This is a genomic window from Kribbella sp. NBC_00382, assembly GCF_036067295.1.
Classification (GTDB): Bacteria; Actinomycetota; Actinomycetes; order Propionibacteriales; family Kribbellaceae; genus Kribbella.
In genome coordinates this window covers 4,866,569-4,891,285 of record NZ_CP107954.1, presented here as the reverse complement: position 1 = coordinate 4,891,285, position 24,717 = coordinate 4,866,569, and the positions used below count along the sequence as shown (strand labels likewise).

Here is a 24,717-nt window from a genome sequence, read left to right as displayed (position 1 = left end):
GGGATTTAGGCTGCGCCCGCTGATCCGGCTTTGCCGGTCCTGTGGGAGGGGTCCTTTTGAAGTTGCGTACCGCGGTCGCCGCCGCCTGTGTCCTGGCACTGTTACCCGTCGGCTCCAGCGCGGCCAATGCTGCCGAGCCGCCGGTCCATCTCGGCGAGGGCACGCTGGTCGCGCCGCGGCTCGAGGCCGATCCGCCGGTCCAGATCGTGGCGGCGACGAGCAAGTACTACCTGACCGACTACGGCTGGCCGACTGACTTCGCACCGGCCCCGTGGAGCATCAAGAGCACCCTCGACGGAACCGTCGAGGGTGATTTCCCGCGCCAGAACATCGACATGAACGCGACCCCCGACATCGTCGGCGAGTACGCGGTGAAGTGGAGCGACAGCGGCGCCGCGGCCCGCCGACTGCACACCGCCGACGATCTCCAAATCATCAACGCTCCGGCCGGAACCGTGGTTCGCAATGTCTACCCCGGCGGCCTGCTGCTGGCCCGCGGAGACGCCTTCGCTCTCCGTACCTACGCAGGCGCCGAGACGCCCGTCACCGGAGTCACCACCACCGCGAAGGTGCTGGACCGTACCGACGACGCCTTCCTGCTCGGCACGCCAACCGGTCTGTTCGTCCTCGACGTGGCCACCGGTACGGCGACGCAAGCGGCGACTCTGACCGCGGCGACCCCGTGGGCGCAGCTCACCCCCGGCCGGGTCATCTGGCAGACCTCCACCGACGCCACCACGACCACGCTGGCCTGGAAGCAACGGACCGGCTCGGTCGACGGCACAGTCGTCGTACCGTTCAAGCAGCCGCTGCTCCCGCTGGGTGACGACGTCGCCGTGCGAGTGCCGGACACCAAGGAGCTGGCCAAGGTCAGCCTCCAGGACGGCACAGTGACCAGGAACCTCGTCACCGGCGTGCACGACGCGGAGGACCAGGGCAACGGGCGTTTGCTCGTCACTGCTCAGGCGCAGGTGGCCTCCATCGGGGCCGACGGAGTACTGCAGAGCATCGCCCCGGTACCGCCGTTCCACGGTCAGTCCGAGTTCGTGATGCTGTCCGGCGACAAGGTGGTCACCGATGCGACGGTGCCGCCGCAAGGCGGCCTGGTCAGTGACGGGTTCACCACTGTTCATCAGACCAGGGACCTCGGAGCGAGCTGGACCGAGTTGGGTATCACTCGCGACCAGTTCAGGTATCCGCCGGAGTTCGCCGGCAACGCGCTGGCGACCACTCGCGTCCACAATGACGGGACCCAGTACGGGTGGGTGACCGACGCGAAGGGAACCGTTCAGTTCGACGGCCCGGTGGCGCACCTCGGCCGGGGCGGCAAGCTGGTTGCAGTGGGGATGGCGAACAGCAGCACGGTGGTGCAGGTCTACGACCTGGTCGCACGGAAGATGATCGACAGCTTCCCGCTGCCGGTCGGCTTGAACGGCCAGACGATCTGGACCGGGCCGGACTGGCGCGACAACCTGACCGCGACGACCAACGGGTTCTCCACCACCTATCCGGCCGGACCCGGGTGCGGGCCGGCCCAGGGCATCCAGGCGGCCGGCCGCTGGGTCGTGGTCGACTGCGCGGGCACCGACGACCGGATCATCGACGTCCAGGGCCAGGTGCCCACCCGGACGATCACGCTCAGCCTCCGCTGGAAGCTCGGCTACAACTTCCTCGTCCAGGACACAGCTGGGAGCGACATCTCGCCGACGGTGCCGATCGACCTCAAGGTCACCGACCTGAACACCCTCAACCTGACCGAACGCCGGTACGGACCGCTCGCGGCGTACTTCTGGACGCGACCCAGCTACCAGCCGGACGACGCCGACGCCGCCCGGCTGGTCTACAACGACCGCAACCGGCAGGCGCGGATCGTCACGCTCGACTGGCTCGCGCCGCAGCCCACCGTCGACACCGACCACGTCGCTCCGGTGCTGGCCACCGGGGACGCCGGTCCGCGGGTCCAGACCGGGACGTTCCCGACCTTCCGCTTCACGTTCACCGACCCGGCCACCCCGGACGACCAGGCCAGCGGCATCGCGGAGTACGACGTTCGGTACCAGCAGCGCACCTCCCCGGGTGCGCCGTACGGCGACTGGGTGCTGCCGCCAACCTGGCAGAAGCTGCCCAAGCACGAGAACTACGTCAGCCGCGACGCGCCTCCTGGCACCGACACCTGTTTCCAGGCGAGGGCACGGGATCGGGCCGGCAACCAAGGCGAATGGAGCCAGTCGTTCTGCACCGAGATCGACGGGACCGCGCCGACCCTGACCAGTAGCAGTGCAGGCGAGCGCGTCATCACGGCAGCGACCGGCACCTTCAAGTACGCGTTCACCGACAACAGCGGCAAGGTCGCGTCGTACGACGTGGTCTACCGGGACGCGATCGCCGGTCAGGCCTACGGCAAGTGGCAGTACCCCGCCGCCTGGCAGGGGACGACCGCTACGTCCGTCACCTGGGCACCGGTGGCCGGGGTCGACCGGTGCTTCATGGTTCGGGCAACGGACGCCGCCGGCTACGAGTCCGGCTGGTCGGCGCCGGCTTGTGCGGTTGCGCCGCTTGACGACCGGGCGCTGACTGCTACCGGCACGGTGACCCGGGCGACCAGCTCGATCACGTACAAGGGCACGATCTCGCAGCTGAAGGCGTCCGGCGCGACCCTCACCAAGGCAGGCGAGGCCGGGCTGCGGATCGCGCTGGTAACCGTCAACGGCCCCGGACAGGGCAGCGTGGATGTGTACCACGCAGGGGTGAAGATCGGCCGGGTGTCCTTGCTCGCGCCGAGCAGCAAGGTGACGGTCACGCTGATGCCGGTCACCCCGTACCGGACCGGGGAGATCAAGATCGTCTCGGTCAGCGCCGCCCAGGCCGTGATCGATGGCGTCGCCTTCTTGCGCAGCTGAGACTCATCACGGTTCGTAATCAGTGTGGGCCCCGTCACCGCCCGGTGGCGGGGCTCGCTCATTGCAACAAGCGGTAATTGAGCTCCGGGGAATGGAATTCGCAGGACAAGCGCTTACCACTACGCGATACTGGAAAGTGCGCCGTTTTCCGGTCGCCAGCCAAAATCCCGCGCCGAGTCATGTTGGGAAGTGCGCCCCTCCAGATGCCCTCAGAGCCACCTGCCCAAGCGCCGTCTATCGCTGCCCCTTCCAATCGTACGAACCCGAGGCGGAGCCAGAATCTCTGGCGACTCCGCCCCTACCTCCGCCCCCACAAGTGGCGCCTGGTGACCATGTTCACCACGGCGATCCTGGGCGTTGGCGTCAGCCTCACCGTCCCCCTGGTCACCCGGGCGATCATCGACGGTCCGGTCACCCGCCGTGAGATCGACCTTCTGCTCCCCCTCGGCCTGCTGGCCCTCGGCCTGAGCATCAGCGAAGTCCTGCTGGTCTGGGTCCGCCGGTGGGCCCAGTCGCGCGCGGTCAGCGACCTCGAGGCCAGTCTCCGCAACGACCTCTACATCCGGCTGCAGGCCCTCCCGATGGAGTTCCACAGCCGCTGGCAGAGCGGGCAACTGCTCTCCCGGGTGACCGCCGACCTGTCCACGATCCGCCGGTTCATGGGCTTCGGCCTGCTGTTCCTGGTGATCAACGTGCTGCAGCTGGTGGTCGTCACCTTCCTGCTGCTGCAGCTGTACTGGCCGCTCGGCGTCGTGGTCCTGGTGGCCGCCGCGCCGATCATCGTGGTCTCGCTGAAGTTCGAGAAGAAGTACCTGGCGATCTCCCGCCGGGTGCAGGACCAGCAGGGCGACCTGGCCACCCGGATCGAGGAGTCGGCGGTCGGCTTCCGGGTGATCAAGGCGTTCGGCCGCCGCGAGCACGTCAAGAAGCAGTTCGACGACGGTGCGGTGAAGCTGTACGAGACCTCGGTCGACAAGGTCCGGCTGGCGTCGCGGTTCTGGACCTTCCTGGAGGTGATCCCGAACCTGACCCTGGTGATCGTGCTGCTGCTCGGCGCGCTGGCCGTCGGCCGGGACGCGATCTCCCTGGGCACCCTGGTCGCCTTCATCACCTTGATGCTGTCGCTGATCTGGCCGGTCGAGTCGCTCGGCACCATCCTCGCGATGGCGCAGGAGGCGATGACGTCGGCGGACCGGATCAGCGAGATCCTGGACACCGAGTCCACCATCACCGACGGTCCCGACGAGCTGGTGAACCCGCGCGGTCACCTGGTCTTCGAGAACGTCAGCTTCCGGTTCGGCCCGGACTCGGCCGACGTCCTGCACGACATCAACCTCGACCTCGCGCCCGGTACGACGCTCGCCCTGGTCGGCGCCACCGGCTCGGGCAAGACCACCCTGACCTCGCTGGTCCCCCGGCTGTACGACGTGACCGGCGGGCGGATCACGATCGACGGGCATGACGTCCGCGATCTCACCCTGAAGTCGCTGCGCAGCGCGGTCGCGTCGGCGTTCGACGACCCGACGCTGTTCTCGATGAGCGCCCGGGAGAACATCACCCTCGGCCGGCCCGACGCGACCGACGCCGAGGTCCAGCAGGCCCTGGAGATCGCCCAGGCGACCTTCGCGAACGAGTTGCCCTGGGGGCTGGAGACCCGGGTCGGCGAGCAGGGCATGTCGCTGTCCGGTGGCCAGCGGCAACGACTCGCGCTGGCGCGCGCAGTACTGGCCAGGCCGGCGGTACTGGTCCTGGACGACACGTTGTCGGCGCTGGACGTGCACACCGAGGCACTGGTCGAGGAGGCGTTGCGCAACGTGCTCGCCGCCACCACCGGCATCGTCGTCGCACACCGGGCCTCGACCGTGATGCTGGCCGACCAGGTCGCGCTGCTGGAGGGCGGCACGATCACCCACGTCGGTACGCACCAGGAGTTGCTGGCGACGGTACCGGCGTACCGGATGCTGCTCGCGGCGGAAGAGGAGGAGGTGCACGCATGACGACCACTCAGCAAACACCTCAACCTACCGATCAACCGGATCAGGAAGAGTCCTGGCGCGGGTACGCCGAGGACCCGGACCGGGAGTTGTCGAAGGCAACGACCCTGCGACTCAAGACGCAGTCCCGCAAACTGCTCGGCGAGCTGCTCCGGCCGTACAAGAAGATGATCTGGCTGCTCGTCGCGATCGTCGTGGTGGAGAACGCGGCCCGGCTGTCGGTGCCGTACCTGGTCCACCTCGGGATCGACAAGGGCATCCCGCCGATCCTGGCGGGCCAGGGCAGCTCGACGCTGATCGACATCGTGCTGATCGTGCTGGCCTCGGCGCTGATCCAGGCCGGTGCCCGGCAGATCTTCCTGATGCGGTCCGGCCGGCTCGGGCAGACCATCCTGCTCGGTCTGCGCCGGCGGGTGTTCGACCACTTCCAGCGGCTCAGCCCGTCGTTCCACGACAAGTACACGTCGGGGCGGGTGATCTCGCGGCTGACGTCCGACGTGGATGTCATCGACGAGATGCTGGAGACCGGCTTCGACGGGCTGGTGACGGCTCTGCTGACCTTGGTCGGTACTGCGATCCTGCTGCTCACCCTCGACGTCAAGCTCGGGTTGCTGGCGTTGCTGTCGTTCCCGGTGCTGTTCATCCTGACGGCGTGGTTCCGGAAGCGGTCGGCGATCGTCTACCGGCGGACGCGTGAGGCCGTCGTGCTGGTGATCGTGCACTTCGTCGAGTCGATGCACGGGATCCGGGCGGTGCAAGCGTTCCGGCGGGAGCCGCGCAACGAGGAGATCTTCTACGGGGTCAACGACAAGTACCGCGAGGCGAACCTCGAGTCGTTCCGGATCAACGCGATCTTCATGCCGTCGATCAAGGGCGTCGGCAACATCACGATCGTCGCGATCCTGGCCTACGGCGGGTGGCAGGCGTACCACGGGCACGTGACCGTCGGGGTGCTGACCGCGTTCCTGCTGTACCTGCGGCAGTTCTTCGAGCCGCTGCAGGACATCTCGCAGTTCTACAACACCTTCCTGTCGGCGAGTGCCGCGCTGGAGAAGCTGTCCGGGGTACTGAACGAGAAGCCGGACGTCCCCGAACCGGTCAAGCCCGCGACGCCCGCCAAGCATGCGCGTGGGCATCTGGAGTTGCGCAACGTGCAGTTCCAGTACGTCGACGGCGTGCCGGTACTACCGGGGCTCGACCTCGACGTACCGGCCGGGCAGACGCTTGCCCTCGTCGGGACTACGGGAGCCGGCAAGACCACGATCGCCAAGCTGGTCGCGCGTTTCTACGACCCGACGGGTGGCCATGTGCTGCTCGACGGGATCGACCTGCGCGACCTGACCGAGGACGACCTGCGCGAGCGGGTGGTGATGGTGACCCAGGAGAACTTCCTGTTCACCGGCTCGGTCGCCGACAACATCCGGTTCGGCAAGCCGGACGCGACGATGGACGAGATCGTCGAGGCGGCCAAGGTGATCGGCGCGCACGACTTCATCATGGCGCTGCCCGACGGGTACGAGACGGCGGTCGCCAAGCGCGGCAGCCGGCTCTCGGCGGGTCAGCGGCAGTTGGTCGCATTCGCCCGGGCGTTCCTGGCGGATCCGGCGGTACTGATCCTGGACGAGGCGACGTCGAGCCTCGACATCCCCAGCGAGCGGCTGATCCAGCGCGCGCTGCGGACCATCCTCGACGACCGTACCGCGATCGTCATCGCCCACCGCCTCTCCACGGTGGAGACCGCGGACCGGGTGATCGTGCTCGAGCACGGCCGCATCATCGAGGACGGCGCTCCCGCCGACCTGATCGACACCGGCGGCAACTACGCCGACCTCCACCAGGCCTGGGAAGACTCCCTGGCCTAGCGATCGCTGTCGGACCGCCCCGCCCCTGCTTGGGTGCGGGGCGGTTTCTCTTTACAGGTGGAAAGCCTCGACGACCTGCCGGACCCGCTCGGCCGCCGCGAAGTCGGCCAGATCGCGTGGGTGCTCGCCGCGGATCGCCTGGGCGAACAGCGTCAACCGGGTCGCCTCCGAGCCGAGCTCACCGGTGAGTTCGACCGGTCGCCATTCATTGCCCTCAGCAACAAAGAGGTCGCGCCAGGCGGTCAGCTTGTAGGACTGCTTGGTCCCTCGCAGGATCCACTCATACGTCTCCGGCCCGGCTGCGCCGACGACGCCGCTCAGCTGGACCGGGATCTCCCCCGCCTTCATCAGCCCGTACGCCGAGGTCTCGCTGAGACCGTCGTCGCGATACCCCAGCTCGACATAAACGGCGCTGAGTTGGCCCAGCAGCCGGTCGGTGAGATACGCGAAGTGCGAGAAGACCTCACGGACGAACCCACCCTGTTCGCGTCCGCCCACCCAAGTGGCCTCCGCCTGGAAGCCACGCGGCCAGACCGGAAAGGCGAGCCGGACCTCAACACCGAGCACGTCGCCGACCCGGCCGTCCGCGATCGCCTGTTCGACGTACCGGGTGGACTGCCGGTCGGAGAGCGAGAAGTTCACCCCGGCCGCCTTGCCTGCCGCCGCTTCGAGCATCGCCGCGGCATCAGCGGCCGATACAGCCAGCGGCTTCTCGCAGAACACCGCCTGACCAGCCTCAAGAGCCGGTACTACGAGCGCCGCATGCGTGGCCGGTGGCGTCGCGACGTAGACCGCGTCGACATCACCGGCCGCGATCACGTCAGCGGTCGAGGTACTGAGGCTGACGTCTGGATGATCGGCCTGGAGAGCGGCGACGGTGGCCGGGGCGAGGTCGACCGCGTGGGTGACGGTGAAGTCCGGGTGGCTCAGAGCTTCGGTCAGCAGATGCCGGCCCATCGCGCCGAGCCCGACGATGCCGAGGCGGATCGGTGTGGTCATGGAGACAGTCTGCCGTCCCGAGCGACAGGACATAGTCGGCTGTCCAGCGCGGCGCCACGCCTGGCGATCCGTCCCAGGGTGGCTGGAACCGGACTATGTCCTGTCGCTCGGGACATGTCCCCGGCGGCGGCTACGTTGGCTGGCATGTTGACCACGTTGGCTATCGAGAACTACCGGTCCTTGCGGCGGCTGGTGATGCCGTTGGGGCGGCTCAACGTGGTGACCGGGGCCAACGGGACCGGGAAGTCGAGTTTGTACCGGGCCTTGAGGTTGCTGGCTGACGCGTCGCGGAACGGCGCGGTCGCGGCGCTGGCTCGCGAAGGCGGGTTGCCGTCGACGTTGTGGGCGGGACCGGAGAACATCTCGAACGCGGTTCGGCGGGGCGAGCAGCCGTTGCAGGGGACCGTACGGAGCAAGGCGGTCAGCCTGCGGATGGGGTTCGCGTCCGAGGACTACGGCTATGCCATGGACTTCGGGTTGCCGCAGCCGCTGAAGGGCGAGTTCGGGGAGCCGTCGGCTTTCAGCCTGGATCCGGAGATCAAGCGGGAGGCGCTCTGGGCCGGCCCGTTCCTCCGGCCGGCCGCGTTGCTGGTCGAGCGCGGGGGCGGCGGCGTACGGATCCGGGGCGGCGACGGGAAATGGCACGACGGTGGGCATGCGCTGCAGCCGTTCGACAGCGTCCTGAGCGAGTTCGCCGACCCCGAGCGGGCGCCCGAGCTGCTGACCCTGCGAGAGCGGATGCGGTCGTGGCGGTTCTACGACCATCTGCGCACGGATGCCGATGCCCCGGCGCGACAAGTACAGATCGGAACTCGTACGACGATCCTCGGCCCCGAAGGCGCCGACGTGGCGGCCGCTCTCCAGACGATCCGGGAGATCGGGCCGCGCGGCGGACTCGACGCGGCGATCGAGCGAGCGTTCCCGGCCAGCAAGGTCGAGATCCGCAACAACGCCGGCCGCTTCGAGATCGCCTTCCACCAGCACGGATTGCTCCGCCCGCTGTCCGGCGCCGAACTATCCGACGGGACGCTCCGGTACTTGTTGTGGGTGGCCGCCTTGCTGACACCACGACCACCGGCCCTCCTCGTACTCAACGAGCCCGAGACGAGCCTGCACCCCGATCTCCTGCCAGCGCTGGCGAATCTCGTCGTCACCGCCGCCAAAGACACCCAGGTCATTGTCGTCACCCACTCCCGCCCGTTCCAGTCAGCGCTCCAGGCAGGCGCCGAGGAGACCGGGCTCGACTTCCACACCAACGAACTACTGAAGGAATTCGGCCAAACAGTGCTCGAGGGCCAACGCCCCTTGGACGAGCCTCCGTGGAAATGGCCCTCGCGCTAGGCGACCGGCTGCTGACGAAGCCCACCACATACCCTTGCCCGCTTCACATCCACGGTGAGTGGAGGGGGCTCAGCGCAACGGTCCAGCCGCTCCATCGGTTCGGGTGGGCTCAAGACGCCGGCACGAGATACGGGTGGGGGTTATGTACCTTCCACCACCTGGTTGGCGGCCGGCTCGGTTGGTGCTTCGTCCTTGACGCTTTCGAAGCGGACGAGGATGAGGGCGCCGATCGCGGTGACGGCGAAGCCGGCGGCTGCGCCGGCCCACCAGCCGTCGCGGATCTTGTCGTCGAGGAGGAAGACGCCGATGGCAGCCGGGGTGATCGTCTGGAGGGCGATCATCGGGGTGGTCGCGAGCGTCACCGAGCCGCGTTGCAGGGCGAGCGAGTAGAGCAGGAATGCGAGCGCCGCCGAGACAGGCAGCGTGTACGTCGTGGGGCTGGAGAACAGCGCGCCGATCGAGCTGTCGTCGAGCATTCGCGCCGAGATCGCGACCCCGGCGTACCCGAATCCCGCGAGCACCCCGAGTGCCGCCGTCGCGCTCGCGTGCTGGGAACGGCTCGCCAGGCCACCGAGTACGGCGATCGCGATCAGCCCGACGATCACGCCGATCGTCAGGCCGTGATGGACGGCGGCCTCCCCCGCGTCGCCGGACGAGACCGCCAGCAGCCCGAGTCCGGCGCAGACCGCGACAACGGCCGACCACTCGATCGCCGACAGCTTGTCCGCCATCAACCGCGTCGCCAGCAAGGCGGTGACCACGAGGCTGACCGCGATACCTGCCTGAGCGAGGTACAGGGGAAGGAGCCTCAAAGCGACGAAGTGCAGTCCGAAGCCGGCCAGCTGGAGCACGAGGGCGCCGAGCCAGGCCGGTTGCTTGAGCAGCGCGATGACGAACTCGCCGAAGCGTCGCGGGTCGAGCTCCGAGCCGGTCGGCACCTTGCGGGAACCGACCGCCTGCAGGATCGACGCGATGCCGAAGACGACTGCGGCTCCGAGCGCCGCTCCCAGTCCGAGGATCAAGTCAGGCTGCCTTGCGTCTGGGGGCCCAGAAGGTGAGGTACAGGCTGAGCACCCCGTAGTACACAAGATAGGCCAGCGAGATCGCCACCACGATCGCGCTCGGGTTCGGCATCTGGGTCAGCAGGACCGCGTACGAGCCGAGCCAGATCAGCGTGGTGACCAGGTTCGTGGTCCGGAACGCCTTGGTCCGCGAGGGGTAGACGTACTTGATCGGGATGAAGACCAGGATCGAGCAGGTCAGCAGGATGATGCCGGTCGCGGTCTGGCCGAGGTCGAGCACGACGACGTAGAAGGCCACCACGTTCCAGTAGCTCGGGAAGCCCAGGAAGAAGTGGTCGTCCGTCTTCGCGTCGGTGCGGCAGAACTGGTAGCTGGAGGCAAGCAGCGGCAACGCGGCGAGCGCGGCGCCGATGAAGCCGTGCGGCAGGTAGCCGCCGGTCCAGAGCAGCACGATCGGCGCGAACGCGTACGTCAGATAGTCGACGATGTTGTCGAGCATCGCGCCGTCGAACCACGGGATCGTCTCCTTCACCCGGAGCCGTCGCGCGATCATCCCGTCGGTGCCGTCGATCCAGAGCGCGGCCAGGCCGAGCCAGAGCGCGCGGACCGCGTCCCCGTCGATCGCCGCGATCACGATCAGCAACGCGAGCACCGTTCCGCTCGCGGTATAGGCGTGCAGTGCAAGTCCGGCCAGACGCAACCGCGTCGACCCGACGAACGGTTCCCGCACCGCGTCGTGTGTGGTCAGGAGAACTCCCAGAACTCGGCCGGGCGCAACGCACCGGACTTCAGGGAGTCAGGGTCTCATGGCGCGGGTGCTGAACCAGTGACCGCCTCTGGATGACCGACGTCGGCCGGTCATCCAGACGGCGGCGTGGATCAGTTCCCGGAGACGGGCTCGAGCAGGAAGAGCGGGATGATCCGGGTCGTCTTGGTCTGGTACTCCGCGTAGTTCGGGAAGGCCTCGACCGAGCGCTTCCACCACAGCTTGTACTCGTCGCCCTCGATCTCGCGGGCGACGTACTCGCCGGTGCGCTCGCCGTCCTGCAGCTGGATCTTGGGGTCGACCTTGAGGTTGTAGTACCAGACCGGGTTCTTCGGCGCGCCGCCGAGCGATGCGACCGCGGCGTACACGCCTTCGTGCTCGACGCGCATCACCGGTACCTTGCGGAGCTTGCCCGACTTGGCGCCGCGCATGGTCATCAGCACCACGTGCATACCGTTGAAGCCGCCGACACTGGTGTCGCCGGCCTCCACCATCTTCTCGACCGCTTCGCGGACCCAACCGGTCGTACTGGGGGCATATTCTTCTTCAGAGGATGACATGTCACCCACCCTGCCCTATCGGACAGCCGACCGCCTCTTCAGGCGTGGTGGGCGGCCTGGAAGCGGGCCACCCGGGCGGCGCGTTCGCGCTCCATCCGGCGGCGTGGGTCGAGGTGGTCCGGCAGGGTCGCGGGGCCGGCGATGTGCAGCAGCAGCCAGGTCAGCCGCCAGCGAATCCGGTACGGCAAGCTCAGGCCGTCGATCTTCTTGCTCATCAGGTCTCTCCAATTGCTTGGTGTGGCAATAGTTTGTACACCAACTGATACTGTAGTCAACACAGCTCGAAGGAGAGATATGCCCGGGACATCCGAAGAGGTCGACCTACTAGCCCTGGACCGCCAGGTCTGCTTCGCACTAGCGGTCGCCTCCCGCAGCGTGATCGCCCTCTACCGCCCGCTACTGGACCCCATGGGCCTGACCCATCCCCAGTACCTGGTCATGCTCGCCCTGTGGGAGGAATCACCGTTGTCCGTGAAGCAACTCAGCAACCTGCTCCAACTGGATCCCGGCACCCTCTCCCCCTTGCTGAAGCGCCTGGAGTCAAGCGGCTTCATCACCCGAGCCCGAGACCCCCGAGACGAACGCTCCCTAGCCGTAACCCTCACCGAGTCCGGCCAGTCCCTCCGCACCGAAGCCCTGAAGATCCCACCCGCGATCATCGACCGCCTAGGCATGACCCTCGAAGAGCTAGAAGCCCTCCACAAATCCCTAACCCGAGTAATCGCCGCCGCCACCACCTGATGCGCATAGCCGCTCACCAGGTGCCGGCGTACCGGCTCAACCTCGACGCAGCCCTCCAGCAACTGGAGTCAGCAGCTCCGGGCGTGCCTTACCCGGACCGCCACCACTCACAAACCTCAACTGATCGCATCGGGCCAAGCACGCGCAGGCGTGCTCCCGGGTGGAACGGCAGGTTTGTGAGTGGTGGCGGTCCGGGCCCGCCGCGACGACCTAGCTCGGGGTGCATTGCTGAAGTTGGGCTGCGGTGGCGATTTTGGCTTCTATCCAGCGGCGGCGGAGGAAGTGGGCCTTCAGCAGGCGGTGGACGCCGTCCAGGACTACCAGGCGGCCTCGGTAGGCGACCAGGTGGATGGGGAAGTCCAGGTCGGCGTCCATGACTCGTTCGTAGTGGGGGCGGAAGTTCATGGGGGTGGCGGCTACCTGGTTGGGGGTGACCTTGAAGCGTTCGCCGTTGAGTTGCCAGAGGGGGAGGTCGAACATCCAGAGGAGGTCGGCCACCTCGACGGGCTCGACGCGCAGGTCGAGGGCCCAGAGTTTGCCCAACTGCCAGTGGGTTTCGGGGAAGACGTCGCGCATCGAGGGCGGTGTCATCGCCAGGAGTTCGTCGAACGACACGTCTGGTGCGCTCCGGTCGGCGCCGCTGTCCACCCCATCTATCGTCACGACCGAGCACGGTACGCCATGCCGCGGTCAGGGTTCAGTAGGAGTGTTTGCCTCGGCGGCGGAGCAGGAGGACGGCCGCTGCGAGCAGTAGGCCGCCGGACGCCAGGAAGATGCCACCCAGTACGCCGAACGGCAGCAACGGCGCAGCATTCCGAGCCAGAGCAACCCCCTCAACCCGTACTCCGCCCGCCGCCGGCGGTGGCAACGTCACCCCACTGGCTGGGGCCGTAGCCTCCTCCACCGCGCCCCCAGTCGACTGGCGCTTGGGCCCGTCACTCGGCCCACCCCGCCAAACCGGTGGAGCCGGGTCGGACGTAGTCGCCGACGGGGTGGACGAGACCACCCGCGCGGTCGACGGAATGGGCGGCAAGTGCCGGTTGGACAACGTAGGACGCCCAGGCTTAGGCGGGCACCCCATCGCGAGCGCCCCGGATGGCCGGCATCCGGTGCCCGGCGTGCTGGGTGGCGTCGCCGGCGGGCTGGTGGGTGGCGTCGAAGGGGGTGTGACCGGCGGAGTCGACGGCGAGGTGGTGGGCGGGGTGACCGGCGGCGTACTGGGCGGAGGCTCCGAAGGCGACGGCGAATCCGACGCCACCGGAGGCGAGGGTGGCTCCTCCGACGCCAGCTGGACCGTCGGTGGCAGCTCCCCCGACCCCATCGACGCGGCGGGCGGCGCGGCAACAGCTGATTGCGGGCCGAAAGCGAGCGTGGCAAGGGCGATCAGCAGTAGCGGCAACATCCTGGCCGAGTTAGCGATCACGGCACTGCCCCGTTCGAGCGACGAGAGTGGCTCTCTCCAGCAGTATGCGCCTGGCTAGCGGGCGTAGCGAAGCATTGCTGCCTTACGACGTTGCGTCTTCGTGGTGAACCTTGGGCGCGCGGTCGCGAGGTCCGGCGACTCCGACGGGTTCGTCTTGCGGTGGATGACCACGATCGCCGAGTCGTCGCCCGGCCCGCCGATCTCGTCGACCAACTCCAGCGCCGCACCCTTGAAGCCCGTCGCGATCAGCCGCTCGGCGTGCCCCACCAGCCGGTCGGTCCCCCGCTCGATGTCGCGCCGCGGCGTCTCGACCATGCCGTCGCTGTAGAGGAACAGCGCGTCCCCCATCTTCAGCTCGCCGCGATCCACCACGAAGTCCGGCGTCTCGACCAGCCCGAGCAGCGGCCCGTCGGCAACCCGCGTTTGCCACCGCCCCGACCACGCGTCGAACTGGATCGCCGGCGGATGCCCCGCGGTCCGTACCTCGAACGCCCCGGTCCGCAGGTCCACCGTCACATGCACCACGGTCGCGAAGTCGTCGTGCCAGTCCTGCCGCCGCAGATAATGGTTGGCCGCCGGCAGGAACTCCTCGACCGGTACCACCCCCAGCAACCCGCCGAAGGCCCCGGACAGCAGCAGCGCCCTCGTCCCGGCATCGATTCCCTTGCCTGACACATCGACCAGCGCGATCTCGAGTACCTCGTCCGCCCGCGTCGTCGACACCACGAAGTCGCCGGAGAAGGACGCCCCACCCGCCGACCGGATGGCCTGCTCGGCCCGCCATCCCGACGGCAGCTCCGGCAACTCGCCCTGAGCCGTCAGCGTGTCGCGCAGCTCCATCAGCATCATCTCGCCGCGGGTGCCCTGTACTCCGAGCCGGCTGCGCACCTTCGCCCCGGTGAGGATGATCCAGGCGATCAGCCCGAGCACCACCACGAACCCCGTCTTCGGCAATCCGGCTGCCCGTTCCGACACGACGTACGTGCCGGTGATCAGCGCGAAAACCGTCAGCAGCACCAGCGGGCGGAAGCGCAGCATCAATCCGCCGAGCAGAAGAGGTATGACCAGCGAACTAGTGGGTATGAAGGACGGCATCGCCAGTGCGGCGGAACTGATCGTGACCGTCAACGCCAGCAGACCGACGAAGACCAGCTGGTGTGATGTCCGCGCGCGCCGAAGCAGCGACTCGGCCCGCCTGCCGACCCGTCGCACAACAGCGTTGCCGCCACCGCCGCTACTCATGGTGAGATGAAGATAACGGCGCCGTCCGGTCCGCGCATCACATTGTCACAAACTGATTGCAGCCTTTTCTCAATTGATACGGGAAAAATCAGCCGCGCCGGGTCAGACCGGTCCGCTGGCACTTCGGGCACCAGAAAAGGTTGCGCCCGGCCAGGATCTCGGTCCGGATCACCGAGTCGCAGACGTAACAGTGCTGACCCTGCCGGCGGTACACGTAGACCTCACCGCCGTGGTCGTCCTGGCGGGCGTCGCGGCCCATCGCCTCGGGGGTGTGGTCGTCGGCAACGGTGTCGATCCGGCCGGTCTCGACGCCGTACTTCATCAGCGCGACCAGGTCGGTCCACATCCCCTGCCATTCCTTCTTCTTGACCAGGTGGCCGGGCGTCTTGGGGTGCAGCTTCGCCCGGAACAGCACCTCGGCCCGGTACACGTTGCCGACGCCGCTCAGGACTTCCTGGTCCATCAGCAGCTGGCCGATCGGCAGCTTGCTGCGGTGGATCCGTTTCCAGGCCGGCTCGGGATCGGCGTCGTCGCGCAGCGGGTCGGGCCCGAGACGCTTGAGCAGCGCCTCACGCTCGCCGTCGGTCAGTACTTCGCAGACGGTCGCGCCGCGCAGATCGGAGTACGCCGACGCGTTCTGCAACCTGAGCCGGACCTGGCCCACGGGTTGCGGCGCGGCGACGCCGGGCTCGATCGTGCCGAAGTCCATCTTGCCGATCAGCCCGAGGTGGATGTGCAGCCAGCCCGCGCCCTCGAAGTCGGCCAGGAAGTGCTTGCCGTGCGCCTCGGTCCCGCGCAGGACGTGCCCGTCGAGCAGCGCGGCGCCCTCGACGAACCGGCCTTGCGGGCTCGACGCGCGGACCACGCGGCCGCCGAAGTCGTCCCAGACGTCGTTGGCGAGCCGATGCAGGGTGTGACCTTCGGGCATGATTCCTCTTATGGGTCTGACATCAGGTAAAGGCCGTAGCGGCGCGCCGACTCCGGCTGTGGTCGGGACCGGCCGTTCCATGCGGGCCCGGGACGTCTCCAGGCCCCGTACCCCGGACCGGCCGGCCCGCAAGCGGAAGGATCAGGAGGAAGAGGACGGCAACGGCGGCAGTTCGCCGGTCTCCTCGTAGGCGGACAGCATCTCGATCCGCCGGGTGTGCCGCTCCTCGCCGGAGTACGCGGTGGAGAGGAAGACGTCCACGAACGTGGTCGCCTCCGCCTCGCTGTGCATCCGCGCGCCGACGCTGACCACGTTCGCGTTGTTGTGCAGGCGGCCGAGCTCAGCGGTCTCGGCACTCCAGGCCAGTGCGGCCCGGACGCCCTTCACCTTGTTCGCGGCGATCTGCTCACCGTTGCCCGAGCCACCGATCACGATGCCGAGGCTGCCCTCGTCACCGACGGTCCCCTCGGCTGCCCGCAGGCAGAACGGCGGATAGTCGTCCACCGCGTCGAACACGGCCGGGCCGTGGTCGACAACGTCATGCCCGGCACCCTTGAGGTGCTGGACCAGATGGTTCTTCAGGTCGAAGCCGGCGTGATCAGAGCCGATGTGCACTCGCATGCTGTGAAGTCTTGCAGGTTCTACGGACAGTCCGGTACGCCGGGCAGCTTCGGCCCTCCGCTGCCGACGTACACGTTGGTCACGTACCCGTTGTACTTGGGCAGGTAGGCCCACCACTCGCTACTGCGCGGCGGAGCGTCGATCAGCTGCCCCTTCTTCTGACAGCTCACCAGTACGTCGACCCCCGACGGCAGGGTCCCGAGGACGCCGCCCGACGTGTTGGGCGCCGACCGAACCCGTACGCCGGACTCAGTGGTCGTCACCCAGTTCCCTGGCGTCTTCACCGCGCCCGGCACGTTCAGCGTCCGGGTCAGCCGGGTCACGTCGGTGTAGGCCTTGCCGTATCCCGTTCCGTTGGGGTGCAGCGTGTAGACCGCGACGATGGTCCGGTCACTCGGGCCTGCGGTCCCAGTGGTGTGCAGTGCCTCGCTGGTGAGGTCCACGGCGGACTGCTTGGGCTTGCTCTTGTCATGCCCGAACCCACTCGAGGTGGGGAAGCCCGACCAGCCCTGCTTGATGGAGAAGGCGGGGTCGAAGACCGACGCGATTCCGAAGTACTGGTCGAAGCCGTCGGTGCCGTAGCGGGTTGCCTGGTGCAGGTTGCCCATCACGAAGTCCCGAACCGGCTCGGGCGCCTGGTCGAGCAGGTAGCGGTAGATCCGCACGGTGTCGGCGGCAGTGAAGGCCGCGTACCCCCAGAAGCCCGGGTGGGTGGCGGGCGGCCCGGCCGTGTGGGTCAGGCCGAGCCGCGTCACCATCCGGTCGATGATCGTGGCGCCACCGAGGTGGTCCCAGTAGTAGCTGGCCGCGTCGTCGTCACTGCTGCGGAGCATCAGCTCGAGCCGGGACCGGTCGGCCGCCGGGATGTCGTACGCCGGCCCGCGGTCCCACAGGAAGTCGAGCACCAGCAGCAGCTTCACCACCGACGCCGACCGGAACTGCAGATCCGGATTGAGCACGTCGGTGAACTGCCCGGTCTCCCGGTCGAACACCGCGAGGCCGGCCGTCACACCCAGAGGCACGACGACCGTCTCGTCACTCTGCAGAAGCTCCACTAGCAACCTACTCACCATTGAACGATTAACTTGGTGAGTAACCTTCGCTCGGACCGGTGGAACGTTCAAGCCTTCTCAGCGAGTTCGAAGCATTATTCGAAGCTGGGACTCCGGTCCCGGGTGCGCTTCAGCTCGAAGAATCCGTCGGTCGCCGCGACCAGCCGGACGCCGTCCCAGAGCTTGCCGGCCGCCTCACCCTTGGGCGCCGGCGTGACGACCGGGCCGAAGAACGCGGTGCCCTCGACGGCGATGACCGGCGTACCGACCTCCATGCCGACCAGGTCCATCCCGGCGAGGTGCGACTTGCGCAGCGCGTCGTCGTACTTGTCCGTGTCCGCAGCGTCCAGCAGCGAGGCCGGCAGGCCGGCCTCCTCGAGTGCCTCGGCGAGCACGGCGTCGTCCTGGCCGCCGCGACCGTCGACATGGATGCGGTTTCCGAGTGCGGTGTAGAGCGGCAACAGGACCTCGTTGCCGTGCGCCTGCTCGGCGGCGATCAGCACCCGGACCCGGCCGAGCTTGCGCTGCCAGTTCTCGTCGTGCTCGTCACGGTCCTCGTTCAGGATCGCCAGGCTCATCACGTGCCAGGCGGTCTTCACGTCCCGGACCTGCTCGACCTCGAGCATCCAGCGAGACGTCATCCAGGCCCAGGGGCAGGCCGGGTCGAACCAGAAATCAGCGGTGGGGGTCATGTTGTCGATCGTACAAACTGAAACCATGTCGTACTCCGGGCAGCGTGGCGTCTCGCCCAGCGGACGAGCAGCGGACGGGCAGCGGACCAGACCAGTCACCAGCGGGAACCGGCCGGTCACCGTGGGGCAGCAGCGGATCAAGCTCTGACAACGGTTTCCCACAGGTTGCGCAAGTCGCGGGGAATCCCTCGGCGCTGCACGCATCCAGGTGCATAGGATGCCGACATGCCTGGAACCAACCTGACGCGCAATGAAGCGCGCACCCGCGCCGGCCTGGTCAGTGACGTGAGCTACGCGATCGAGCTCGACCTGACCACCGCCGCGGGCGGAGCCGCGACGTTCGCGTCGACCACCACCCTCACCTTCGCCGCCGAAGCCGGCGCGAGCACCTTCGCCGACCTGATCGCGGCGACGGTCCGGGAGGTGACGCTGAACGGACGCTCGCTCGACCCGGACAGCGTGTACGACGGAGCGCGGTTGCAGCTCGACGACCTGGCCGAGCGCAACGAGCTGGTCGTGGTCGCCGACTGCATCTACTCGCGTACCGGTGAAGGGCTACACCGCTCGGTCGACCCGGCCGACAAGGAGACCTACCTCTACACCCAGTTCGAGGTGCCGGACGCCCGCCGGGTGTTCACCACCTTCGAGCAGCCGGACCTGAAGGCACCGTTCACCTTCACCGTCTCCGCGCCGGCCCGCTGGGTCGTCATCTCGAACGCGCCGACGCCTGAGCCGAAGCCCTACAAGGGTGAGAACGGCGAGGAGCTGGCGACCTGGCAGTTCGCGCCGACCGAGCCGATCTCGACCTACATCACCGCCGTCGTGGCCGGCCCGTACCACGTGGTCACCGACGCCTACGAGGGCCCGAACGGCACGTACCCGATGTCGTTGCTGTGCCGCCCGTCGCTGGCCGACTCGCTCGACGTCGACGACCTCTTCGAGGTGACCAAGCAGGGCTTCGAGCTGTTCGAGCGCGCTTTCGGGACGCCGTACCCGTTCCACAAGTACGACCAGGCGTTCGTGCCGGAGTACAACATGGGCGCGATGGAGAACGCCGGTTGCGTGACGATCCGGGACGAGTACATCTACCGCAGCCGGACCACCCACGCCGAGCTGGAGAGCCGCGCGAACACCGTGCTGCACGAGCTCGCGCACATGTGGTTCGGCGACCTGGTCACGATGACCTGGTGGGACGACCTGTGGCTGAACGAGTCGTTCGCCGAATGGGCCAGCCACTGGGCCCAGGCGACCGCGACGACCAAGTACGCCGGTGCCTGGACGACCTTCTGCAACGCCCGGAAGAACTGGGCGTACCGGCAGGACCAGCTGCCCTCGACGCACCCGATCGCCGCCGACATGGTCGACTTCCACGCGGTCGAGGTGAACTTCGACGGCATCACCTACGCCAAGGGCGCCTCGACCCTGCGCCAGCTGGTCGCCTTCGTCGGTGAGGACACCTTCATCACCGCGCTGAAGGAGTACTTCGCCGATCACGCGTTCGGCAACACCGAACTGGCCGACCTGCTCAAGCCGCTGGAGAAGGCGTCCGGGCGCGATCTGGACGACTGGACCGAGCGCTGGCTGCGGACCGCCGGGGTGAACACCCTGCGCGCCGACTTCAGCGTGGACGCGGACGGCAAGTTCCAGAACTTCGCGATCGAGCAGACCGCCGCCGCCGACCACCCGACCCTGCGGCCGCACCGGCTCGCCGTCGGCCTGTACCGGCTCACGGACGCCGGCCTGGTCCGGACCGAGCGGTTCGAGGTCGACATCGACGGCCCGCGGACCGAGCTCGCCGAGCTGGTCGGCGCGACCCAGCCGGACCTGGTGCTGCTGAACGACGACGACCTGACCTACGCCAAGATCCGGCTGGACGAGCGGTCCCGGCTCACCCTGGTCGACTCGATCGACAAGCTCGACCAGTCGCTGGCCCGGGCTCTGGCGTGGGGTGCCGCGTGGGACATGACTCGCGACGCGGAGATGCCGGCCAGCCAGTACGTCGGCATCGTGCTCAAGGGCGTTCGTGCGGAGACGGACCTCACCGGCGTACGGTCGCTGCTCGCGCAGGCCACGTCGACGATCAACAGCTATGCAGCGCCGGAGCACCGCGCGGAGCTGCGGGCGCAGTACGAGGCGACGCTGGCCGACCTGCTGGCCAGTGCCGAGCCGGGGAGTGACCACCAGCTCGCGTTCGCCCGGGCGTACATCGGTGGCGTGTTCTCCGAGGCCGGTGCGGACCGGTTGGCCGCCTGGGTCGCCGGTACTGACCTGCCGGACGGCCTGGTGATCGACACCGACCTGCGCTGGACCCTGATCGTCGCGCTGGCCAGGCTCGGCCGGGTCGACGCGGACGCGATCGACGAAGAGCTGACCCACGACACCACGATGACCGGCCAAGAGCGGGCCGCCCAGGCGCGTGCCGCCCGGCCGACCGCCGAGGCCAAGGCCGACGCGTGGCAGATCGCCGTCGAGGCCGGGGACACCCCGAACGAGACGCAGTTCCGGACCATCCTGGGCTTCCAGCAGCCGGGCCAGGAGGACCTGCTCCGGCCGTACGTCGGCAAGTACCTCACCGCGGCCAAGGACGTCTACACCCGCCTCGGCTCGTCCATGGGCGAGAACGTGCTCGTGTACCTGTCACCGCGCGGCCTGCCGGAGCAGTCCACGCTGGAGGCGCTGACCAGTTGGCTGGACGCCGAGGCCGAGTCGGTCGACGCACCGACCCTCCGGTACGTCGGAGAGGCCCGTGCCGACCTGGAGCGTGCGCTGGAGGCCCAGCGTCGCGACGCGGTCGGCTGATGGGGTCTGACCCTTCGTTAGCCGGCGCCTCGGCCGTGGCCCTCACCGGCCTGGCCGAGGCCTACCGGCCGCGTCCCGTCACACCGCTGATGCCGTGGCGCTTCACCGGACGTCTGGTGAAGCCGTACGTGATCACCGCCCGCGGGCGCTCCTGGGACGACCAGATGGTGGCGGTGGCCCGGAGCGCTGCTGCCAAGCAGTTGGAGTTCGACGACGCGATGGGCGCCATCGGGCTCGGCGTGGTGGTCCTGCATCTGAGTGACGACGCGACCTACCTGGTCGTACAGAGCTGGGCGAAGGACTTCCAGTCCCGCCTGAGCATCTTCCGCGGCATGGACGTCGACGACCTCCGGCCGGCCCCGATCGGCGTCGCCCCTTGTGTCTGGGAACAAGAGGTCCTCAGCCACGAGCGAGCCTCGTACGTCAGCCACATCCTGAACGCCGAGGTCGACGTGGAGACCTGGCTGGACGACTGCCTGGACACCCGTCCGGCACCGAAACAGGGCGGAATCCCGTCCGGGACCTGAATTCCGGACAGTGCTTTCGTATGTGCGGTCAGTGACATTCAAACGCTTGGATGTCGGCACACTGTCGTCAACCGGTCGCGGCCCGCGATCACCTTGTCCAGAAGGAGATTCTCACCACCTGAAGGGGTCTCACTTTTCCGCTTTCCCGGTTTAAGCTGCACCCAGATATTCACCTGAGATTCTGGGGATGACCTTTGTCGTGACACACGTGGATGACCTGAAAGGACCGACCCGGACGAGGCGCTCGACAGGCCGGGCCAATGCGCGTGCGTTGAACCACGGCGGCGACAGCCGGGTGGCTGCCCGCGCCGGCCGCGCGGTACCGACGAAGGATGTGGCCGGCTCCCAGTTGGAGAGCGAGGCCGACCGCCGCGAGCGGATGGAGGCCGGCAAGCGTTCGGCCGGCCGCGGAGCGGGTCACGGCGGGGGTCATGGGTCGGGTCACAGCGCCAGCCATTCGGGCCGGAAGAAATCGAAGCGATCCACTGCCGCGGTCGGAGCCGCGATCATCGCGGGCACCGCGGTGGTCGCGACTTTTGTTTTTGTCCTGACGAACAGCAACTCCCCGTCGCCACAGAGCGGGTCCAAGCCGCCGGTTGCGGCGCCGCAGACCTCAGCACCGCCCAAGACGAAGGCCGCGGCCGCAGCGCCCGCGGCGGTCAACACGGCGAAGGCTGATCGCAAGCCTCCGGTGACCAAGCCGACGGCGCCCAAGCCCACCGTGGCCAAGACGTCCACCACCAGGACGTCCGCGACGCCGAACACCGGCCCGGCCACGCCTGTCTTCCGTCGCGGCCAGTGGATCGCAGTGCTCGACCAGTACCCGACAGACGCCGGTATGGATGCCCAGCAACTCGCGAAGGAGCTGGCCGCCAAGCTGATCGCAGCCGGCGTACCGGGCCGGGCGATGTTCCTCAACGGGCAGTACCCGGGGATCGCGAACAGCAGCCTCGAGCCGGAGACCGACATGTGGGTCGTCTACCTGTCCGCGCTACCCAGCGCCGAGGCAGCGCTCGACCTCTGCCAGGGATCGAAGACGCAGGCGGTTCACTCGAACATCGCCTGCCCCACGTACGAACCGGCCGCCAAGCCCGGCTGACAGCTCACCCGACCGATCGCCGGGTGAGCTGTGCGCACTACTACTGCTGGTGAGGCTCGTTCGCGTGCAGCAGCGGCGGCTGGTGCGCGTGGGTGCCGAGCTGCTGCACCCCGGTGACCAGACCGCCGGTCAGGTCACCAGTGGCGAAGGACGTCTGCATGGTCAGCGCAGCTAGGCCGGCCGCGTGATCCGAGAGCTGCCGCCGTGCGTTCGAGCCGGTGACAATCTCCAGCCGGCGCCCGGCCGGGTCGACGTACACCAGGACGCTGTTGTCCGGGTCGTCCAGCTCGTTCAGCAGCTCCAGGGCGAACGGGCGCGTCTCGGAGTCGGCGCCGCCGACGTACACGGAGAAGTGCAGGCCCGACGCGTCCTCAGCATGCCGGACGGCGCGCTCGAGGTCGTAGAGCTGGTCAGGGGTGAATGCGTCACCAGCTGGCACTTGCGCCTCCGGTCGTACGGGCGATGCCGGTGCCGGCGGTCGCGGGAGTGGGGCCGGCCGGGAGCTCAGGCAGGTTGGCCGGGTCGGGCCGGGTGGCCGTCGGGCCGCCGATCCAGACCGGTGGGGCCCACCAGGACAGGCCCGGGCGGTAGCGAGGACCTTGTGCGATCGAGGAGGCGAAGACGAGCAAGGCCAGCACCGCCACGACCAGCACCGGGATACCGACGAACACCAGCACGGTGTGGCCGGAGAGCAGAGTGATCACGGACAGAAGACTAGTCCTACAAACAGCCGCACCCGCCCCGGGGCCTCGACCGGGACGGGTGCGGACGACAGGAAACTAGTCAGCAGCCACAGGAGTAGTACGTGATGTCCCAGTGGGAGCCTTCGTCGCAGTAGATGTTGCCGGAGGCGGCCTTCCACTGCGGGTAGCCGTCACCACGGTTGGCGATCCGGGTGAAGGTGTTCTTGATGTAGTTGCCGACACACGTGTACTTCGAGATGTCGACCTTGTACCCGTTGCGGTGGCTGTAGGTGCCGCTGGCGTGGCCGGTCTCGGTGCCACCCGTGATGTTAACCGCGCACCCACTGGCGGTGTGCAGCGTGCGGACGCCGTACACGGTGCTGTCGTTGATGTTGGTGAACGAGGTGCAAGTGGAGTTGTTCCAGTCGGAGCAACCACCACTGGACGACCAGGTGATGCCGGCGGCGCTGAAGATCGACGCGGCCTGCGCGTGGGTCAGCTTGGTGAGTGCCGAGGCGTTCTCGATCACCAGCAGGCCGGGCAGCAGCCCGACCATCAGGGCGACCAAGGGCACGGTCACGCGACGGAGAAAGGATTTCATCGGGACTCTCCTTGAAACTCGGGGCGGAAGGTTTCAAGGAGTGCCATTCCCAGGAAAGTTATTAACCAAACGTGAACACTGGCCGACCAGACGCCGGCCGCGTGGAACCGAACCGAGGGCAGTCGGCTCGGCTCCACGCCGGGGGGCGCCGAATGTGGTCAGAACCCGAAATCAGTACCGGTTTTCGACAGCGAACTGCCGAACTGGACATCCGAGCACTGATAGAACGCATTGCCGGTGTCCGCGATCGTCCAGACAGCCAGGATCATGTGCCGTCCGGTACGGCTGGGCAGCCGGCCGTTGTGGGTGATGTCGGCGGCCGGCCGGGCGCCGTTCATCGGCACCGTCAGGAACGGGGTCAGGTCGAGCGCCGAACGACTCAGCGGCGCAGTCTGGTTCCAGCCCTGCTTGGTGACGTAGTACTTGAAGTCCGTACTGGAGTGCTGCGCGGTCAGGTGCCACTTGAAGGCATAGTTCGCGCCTGAGCTGACCTGGGTCGCCGGCCAGGCGCCACCGCGCTGGTCGTTCAGCTCGTTGAACTGCTGCAGACCCGCCGAGCAGAGTTTCCCGTCGGCCGGGCCCGCGCCGGGGAAGCCCTTCGGCCCCTCGGTGCTCTGCGGCTCCCACTGGATCGCGCCGCAGTTCGTGACCGTCGTGTTCGCGCACAGCTTGGCGCGACTGATCGGCGAGTTGGTATACCCGTGGCCAAAGGCCACCGGTACGGAGATGGTCGAGGAGACCGTCAGAGCCAAGGCTCCGGCGGCGACTGCGGCCAGGGTGAGTTTGCGTGTTCGCGGCATGCGGACACTCCTTCTGATTCCCGGTGGTGGGGGCGGTCGGGGAATGAAGGAAGGCGCCTTCGTTG

General features: G+C 68.0%; 26 protein-coding genes. 10 read left to right on the top strand and 16 right to left on the bottom strand.

Annotation, left to right across the window (positions count from 1 at the left end; genetic code table 11):
- Positions 1-56 precede the first annotated feature (56 nt).
- The 3 genes from OHA70_RS23655 to OHA70_RS23645 all read left to right on the top strand — a co-directional run bounded on the left by OHA70_RS23655 (position 57) and on the right by OHA70_RS23645 (position 6,756).
- Positions 57-2,900, top strand: a complete 2,844-nt coding sequence (locus tag OHA70_RS23655; RefSeq protein WP_328321162.1) for a hypothetical protein — start codon at positions 57-59, stop codon at positions 2,898-2,900.
- Between the two features lie 332 nt (positions 2,901-3,232).
- Positions 3,233-4,897: an ABC transporter ATP-binding protein gene (locus OHA70_RS23650; protein WP_328335194.1), complete on the top strand. Its 1,665-nt coding sequence runs from the start codon at positions 3,233-3,235 to the stop codon at positions 4,895-4,897.
- Positions 4,894-6,756: an ABC transporter ATP-binding protein gene (locus tag OHA70_RS23645; RefSeq protein ID WP_328321160.1), complete on the top strand. Its 1,863-nt coding sequence runs from the start codon at positions 4,894-4,896 to the stop codon at positions 6,754-6,756. The genes OHA70_RS23650 and OHA70_RS23645 overlap by 4 nt, the downstream gene beginning before the upstream one ends.
- A gap of 51 nt (positions 6,757-6,807) precedes the next feature.
- On the opposite strand, the gene OHA70_RS23640 is transcribed toward OHA70_RS23645, so the two are convergent.
- Positions 6,808-7,755: a Gfo/Idh/MocA family protein gene (locus tag OHA70_RS23640; RefSeq protein ID WP_328321158.1), complete on the bottom strand. Its 948-nt coding sequence runs from the start codon at positions 7,753-7,755 to the stop codon at positions 6,808-6,810.
- A 144-nt stretch (positions 7,756-7,899) separates the two neighbouring features.
- On the opposite strand from OHA70_RS23640, the gene OHA70_RS23635 reads away from it, so the two are divergent.
- Positions 7,900-9,096 (top strand): AAA family ATPase, encoded by a 1,197-nt coding sequence (locus tag OHA70_RS23635; RefSeq protein WP_328321156.1) that lies wholly within the window; start codon positions 7,900-7,902, stop codon positions 9,094-9,096.
- Between the two features lie 140 nt (positions 9,097-9,236).
- Here the strand turns inward: OHA70_RS23635 and OHA70_RS23630 are convergent, their stop codons facing one another.
- The 4 genes from OHA70_RS23630 to OHA70_RS23615 all read right to left on the bottom strand — a co-directional run bounded on the left by OHA70_RS23630 (position 9,237) and on the right by OHA70_RS23615 (position 11,659).
- Positions 9,237-10,118 (bottom strand): hypothetical protein, encoded by an 882-nt coding sequence (locus OHA70_RS23630; protein WP_328321154.1) that lies wholly within the window; start codon positions 10,116-10,118, stop codon positions 9,237-9,239.
- A gap of 1 nt (position 10,119) precedes the next feature.
- Entirely contained in the window at positions 10,120-10,848 is a 729-nt protein-coding gene (locus OHA70_RS23625) for a CDP-alcohol phosphatidyltransferase family protein (RefSeq protein WP_328321152.1), read from the bottom strand.
- Between the two features lie 149 nt (positions 10,849-10,997).
- Positions 10,998-11,444, bottom strand: coding sequence for a nitroreductase family deazaflavin-dependent oxidoreductase (locus OHA70_RS23620; RefSeq protein WP_328321150.1), 447 nt, complete (start codon positions 11,442-11,444; stop codon positions 10,998-11,000).
- A gap of 38 nt (positions 11,445-11,482) precedes the next feature.
- Complete coding sequence (locus OHA70_RS23615; protein ID WP_328321148.1) at positions 11,483-11,659, bottom strand: hypothetical protein; 177 nt, start codon at positions 11,657-11,659, stop codon at positions 11,483-11,485.
- A gap of 79 nt (positions 11,660-11,738) precedes the next feature.
- Between OHA70_RS23615 and OHA70_RS23610 the strand changes: the two genes are divergently transcribed.
- Positions 11,739-12,185 carry a MarR family winged helix-turn-helix transcriptional regulator gene (locus OHA70_RS23610; RefSeq protein WP_328321146.1) on the top strand — a complete coding sequence of 149 codons (447 nt, stop codon included), beginning with the start codon at positions 11,739-11,741 and terminating at the stop codon, positions 12,183-12,185.
- 210 nt (positions 12,186-12,395) lie between these two features.
- Here the strand turns inward: OHA70_RS23610 and OHA70_RS23605 are convergent, their stop codons facing one another.
- Both OHA70_RS23605 and OHA70_RS23600 read right to left on the bottom strand, forming a co-directional pair.
- Positions 12,396-12,848: a hypothetical protein gene (locus OHA70_RS23605; protein WP_328321144.1), complete on the bottom strand. Its 453-nt coding sequence runs from the start codon at positions 12,846-12,848 to the stop codon at positions 12,396-12,398.
- A 34-nt stretch (positions 12,849-12,882) separates the two neighbouring features.
- Complete coding sequence (locus OHA70_RS23600) at positions 12,883-13,089, bottom strand: hypothetical protein (protein ID WP_328321142.1); 207 nt, start codon at positions 13,087-13,089, stop codon at positions 12,883-12,885.
- Positions 13,090-13,177: 88 nt separating this feature from the next.
- Between OHA70_RS23600 and OHA70_RS23595 the strand changes: the two genes are divergently transcribed.
- Entirely contained in the window at positions 13,178-13,666 is a 489-nt protein-coding gene (locus OHA70_RS23595) for a hypothetical protein (RefSeq protein WP_328321140.1), read from the top strand.
- Here OHA70_RS23595 and OHA70_RS23590 read toward each other — a convergent pair.
- From OHA70_RS23590 to OHA70_RS23570, 5 genes are all read right to left on the bottom strand, one after another.
- Positions 13,663-14,850, bottom strand: a complete 1,188-nt coding sequence (locus OHA70_RS23590) for a PP2C family protein-serine/threonine phosphatase (protein WP_328321138.1) — start codon at positions 14,848-14,850, stop codon at positions 13,663-13,665. The genes OHA70_RS23595 and OHA70_RS23590 overlap by 4 nt on opposite strands.
- 88 nt (positions 14,851-14,938) lie before the next feature.
- Positions 14,939-15,778 (bottom strand): Fpg/Nei family DNA glycosylase, encoded by an 840-nt coding sequence (locus tag OHA70_RS23585; protein ID WP_328321137.1) that lies wholly within the window; start codon positions 15,776-15,778, stop codon positions 14,939-14,941.
- Between the two features lie 141 nt (positions 15,779-15,919).
- Positions 15,920-16,399: a ribose-5-phosphate isomerase gene (locus OHA70_RS23580; RefSeq protein ID WP_328321135.1), complete on the bottom strand. Its 480-nt coding sequence runs from the start codon at positions 16,397-16,399 to the stop codon at positions 15,920-15,922.
- Positions 16,400-16,419: 20 nt separating this feature from the next.
- Positions 16,420-17,469: a hypothetical protein gene (locus OHA70_RS23575; protein ID WP_328321133.1), complete on the bottom strand. Its 1,050-nt coding sequence runs from the start codon at positions 17,467-17,469 to the stop codon at positions 16,420-16,422.
- 77 nt (positions 17,470-17,546) lie between these two features.
- On the bottom strand, positions 17,547-18,143 hold the full coding sequence (locus OHA70_RS23570; RefSeq protein WP_328321131.1) for a mycothiol-dependent nitroreductase Rv2466c family protein: 597 nt from the start codon (positions 18,141-18,143) through the stop codon (positions 17,547-17,549).
- Positions 18,144-18,168: 25 nt separating this feature from the next.
- Between OHA70_RS23570 and OHA70_RS23565 the strand changes: the two genes are divergently transcribed.
- The 4 genes from OHA70_RS23565 (at position 18,169) to OHA70_RS23550 (ending at position 22,568) form a co-directional block, all read left to right on the top strand.
- Positions 18,169-18,291: a hypothetical protein gene (locus OHA70_RS23565; RefSeq protein ID WP_328321129.1), complete on the top strand. Its 123-nt coding sequence runs from the start codon at positions 18,169-18,171 to the stop codon at positions 18,289-18,291.
- A gap of 77 nt (positions 18,292-18,368) precedes the next feature.
- Positions 18,369-20,942, top strand: a complete 2,574-nt coding sequence (pepN, locus tag OHA70_RS23560; protein ID WP_328321127.1) for an aminopeptidase N — start codon at positions 18,369-18,371, stop codon at positions 20,940-20,942.
- The gene (locus tag OHA70_RS23555; protein ID WP_328321126.1) at positions 20,942-21,469 is read left to right on the top strand and encodes a hypothetical protein; all 528 of its coding nucleotides are present in this window, start codon (positions 20,942-20,944) and stop codon (positions 21,467-21,469) included. Before pepN ends, OHA70_RS23555 begins: the two co-directional genes overlap by 1 nt.
- Positions 21,470-21,677: 208 nt before the next feature.
- A complete protein-coding gene (locus OHA70_RS23550) occupies positions 21,678-22,568 on the top strand; it encodes a hypothetical protein (protein ID WP_328321124.1) in 891 nt (296 codons plus the stop codon).
- A gap of 40 nt (positions 22,569-22,608) precedes the next feature.
- Here the strand turns inward: OHA70_RS23550 and OHA70_RS23545 are convergent, their stop codons facing one another.
- The 4 genes from OHA70_RS23545 to OHA70_RS23530 all read right to left on the bottom strand — a co-directional run bounded on the left by OHA70_RS23545 (position 22,609) and on the right by OHA70_RS23530 (position 24,652).
- A complete protein-coding gene (locus OHA70_RS23545; protein ID WP_328321122.1) occupies positions 22,609-23,007 on the bottom strand; it encodes a DUF5130 family protein in 399 nt (132 codons plus the stop codon).
- A complete protein-coding gene (ctaJ, locus tag OHA70_RS23540; RefSeq protein WP_328321120.1) occupies positions 22,994-23,272 on the bottom strand; it encodes an aa3-type cytochrome oxidase subunit CtaJ in 279 nt (92 codons plus the stop codon). Before ctaJ ends, OHA70_RS23545 begins: the two co-directional genes overlap by 14 nt.
- A gap of 79 nt (positions 23,273-23,351) precedes the next feature.
- The gene (locus tag OHA70_RS23535) at positions 23,352-23,852 is read right to left on the bottom strand and encodes a hypothetical protein (RefSeq protein ID WP_328321118.1); all 501 of its coding nucleotides are present in this window, start codon (positions 23,850-23,852) and stop codon (positions 23,352-23,354) included.
- 158 nt (positions 23,853-24,010) lie between these two features.
- Complete coding sequence (locus OHA70_RS23530) at positions 24,011-24,652, bottom strand: lytic polysaccharide monooxygenase auxiliary activity family 9 protein (RefSeq protein WP_328321116.1); 642 nt, start codon at positions 24,650-24,652, stop codon at positions 24,011-24,013.
- Positions 24,653-24,717 lie beyond the last annotated feature (65 nt).

What these genes read in the sequence shown, in the direction of transcription:
- OHA70_RS23580 (WP_328321135.1), bottom strand. Translation starts at nt 16,399, where the DNA reads ATGCGAGTGCACATCGGCTCTGATCACGCCGGCTTCGACCTGAAGAAC.
- OHA70_RS23570 (WP_328321131.1), bottom strand. Translation starts at nt 18,143, where the DNA reads ATGACCCCCACCGCTGATTTCTGGTTCGACCCGGCCTGCCCCTGGGCC.
- OHA70_RS23535 (WP_328321118.1), bottom strand. Translation starts at nt 23,852, where the DNA reads ATGAAATCCTTTCTCCGTCGCGTGACCGTGCCCTTGGTCGCCCTGATG.
- OHA70_RS23620 (WP_328321150.1), bottom strand. Translation starts at nt 11,444, where the DNA reads ATGTCATCCTCTGAAGAAGAATATGCCCCCAGTACGACCGGTTGGGTC.
- OHA70_RS23615 (WP_328321148.1), bottom strand. Translation starts at nt 11,659, where the DNA reads ATGAGCAAGAAGATCGACGGCCTGAGCTTGCCGTACCGGATTCGCTGG.
- OHA70_RS23645 (WP_328321160.1), top strand. Translation starts at nt 4,894, where the DNA reads ATGACGACCACTCAGCAAACACCTCAACCTACCGATCAACCGGATCAG.
- OHA70_RS23585 (WP_328321137.1), bottom strand. Translation starts at nt 15,778, where the DNA reads ATGCCCGAAGGTCACACCCTGCATCGGCTCGCCAACGACGTCTGGGAC.
- OHA70_RS23530 (WP_328321116.1), bottom strand. Translation starts at nt 24,652, where the DNA reads ATGCCGCGAACACGCAAACTCACCCTGGCCGCAGTCGCCGCCGGAGCC.
- OHA70_RS23640 (WP_328321158.1), bottom strand. Translation starts at nt 7,755, where the DNA reads ATGACCACACCGATCCGCCTCGGCATCGTCGGGCTCGGCGCGATGGGC.
- OHA70_RS23590 (WP_328321138.1), bottom strand. Translation starts at nt 14,850, where the DNA reads ATGAGTAGCGGCGGTGGCGGCAACGCTGTTGTGCGACGGGTCGGCAGG.
- OHA70_RS23635 (WP_328321156.1), top strand. Translation starts at nt 7,900, where the DNA reads ATGTTGACCACGTTGGCTATCGAGAACTACCGGTCCTTGCGGCGGCTG.
- pepN (WP_328321127.1), top strand. Translation starts at nt 18,369, where the DNA reads ATGCCTGGAACCAACCTGACGCGCAATGAAGCGCGCACCCGCGCCGGC.
- OHA70_RS23565 (WP_328321129.1), top strand. Translation starts at nt 18,169, where the DNA reads ATGTCGTACTCCGGGCAGCGTGGCGTCTCGCCCAGCGGACGAGCAGCG.
- OHA70_RS23610 (WP_328321146.1), top strand. Translation starts at nt 11,739, where the DNA reads ATGCCCGGGACATCCGAAGAGGTCGACCTACTAGCCCTGGACCGCCAG.
- OHA70_RS23650 (WP_328335194.1), top strand. Translation starts at nt 3,233, where the DNA reads ATGTTCACCACGGCGATCCTGGGCGTTGGCGTCAGCCTCACCGTCCCC.
- OHA70_RS23555 (WP_328321126.1), top strand. Translation starts at nt 20,942, where the DNA reads ATGGGGTCTGACCCTTCGTTAGCCGGCGCCTCGGCCGTGGCCCTCACC.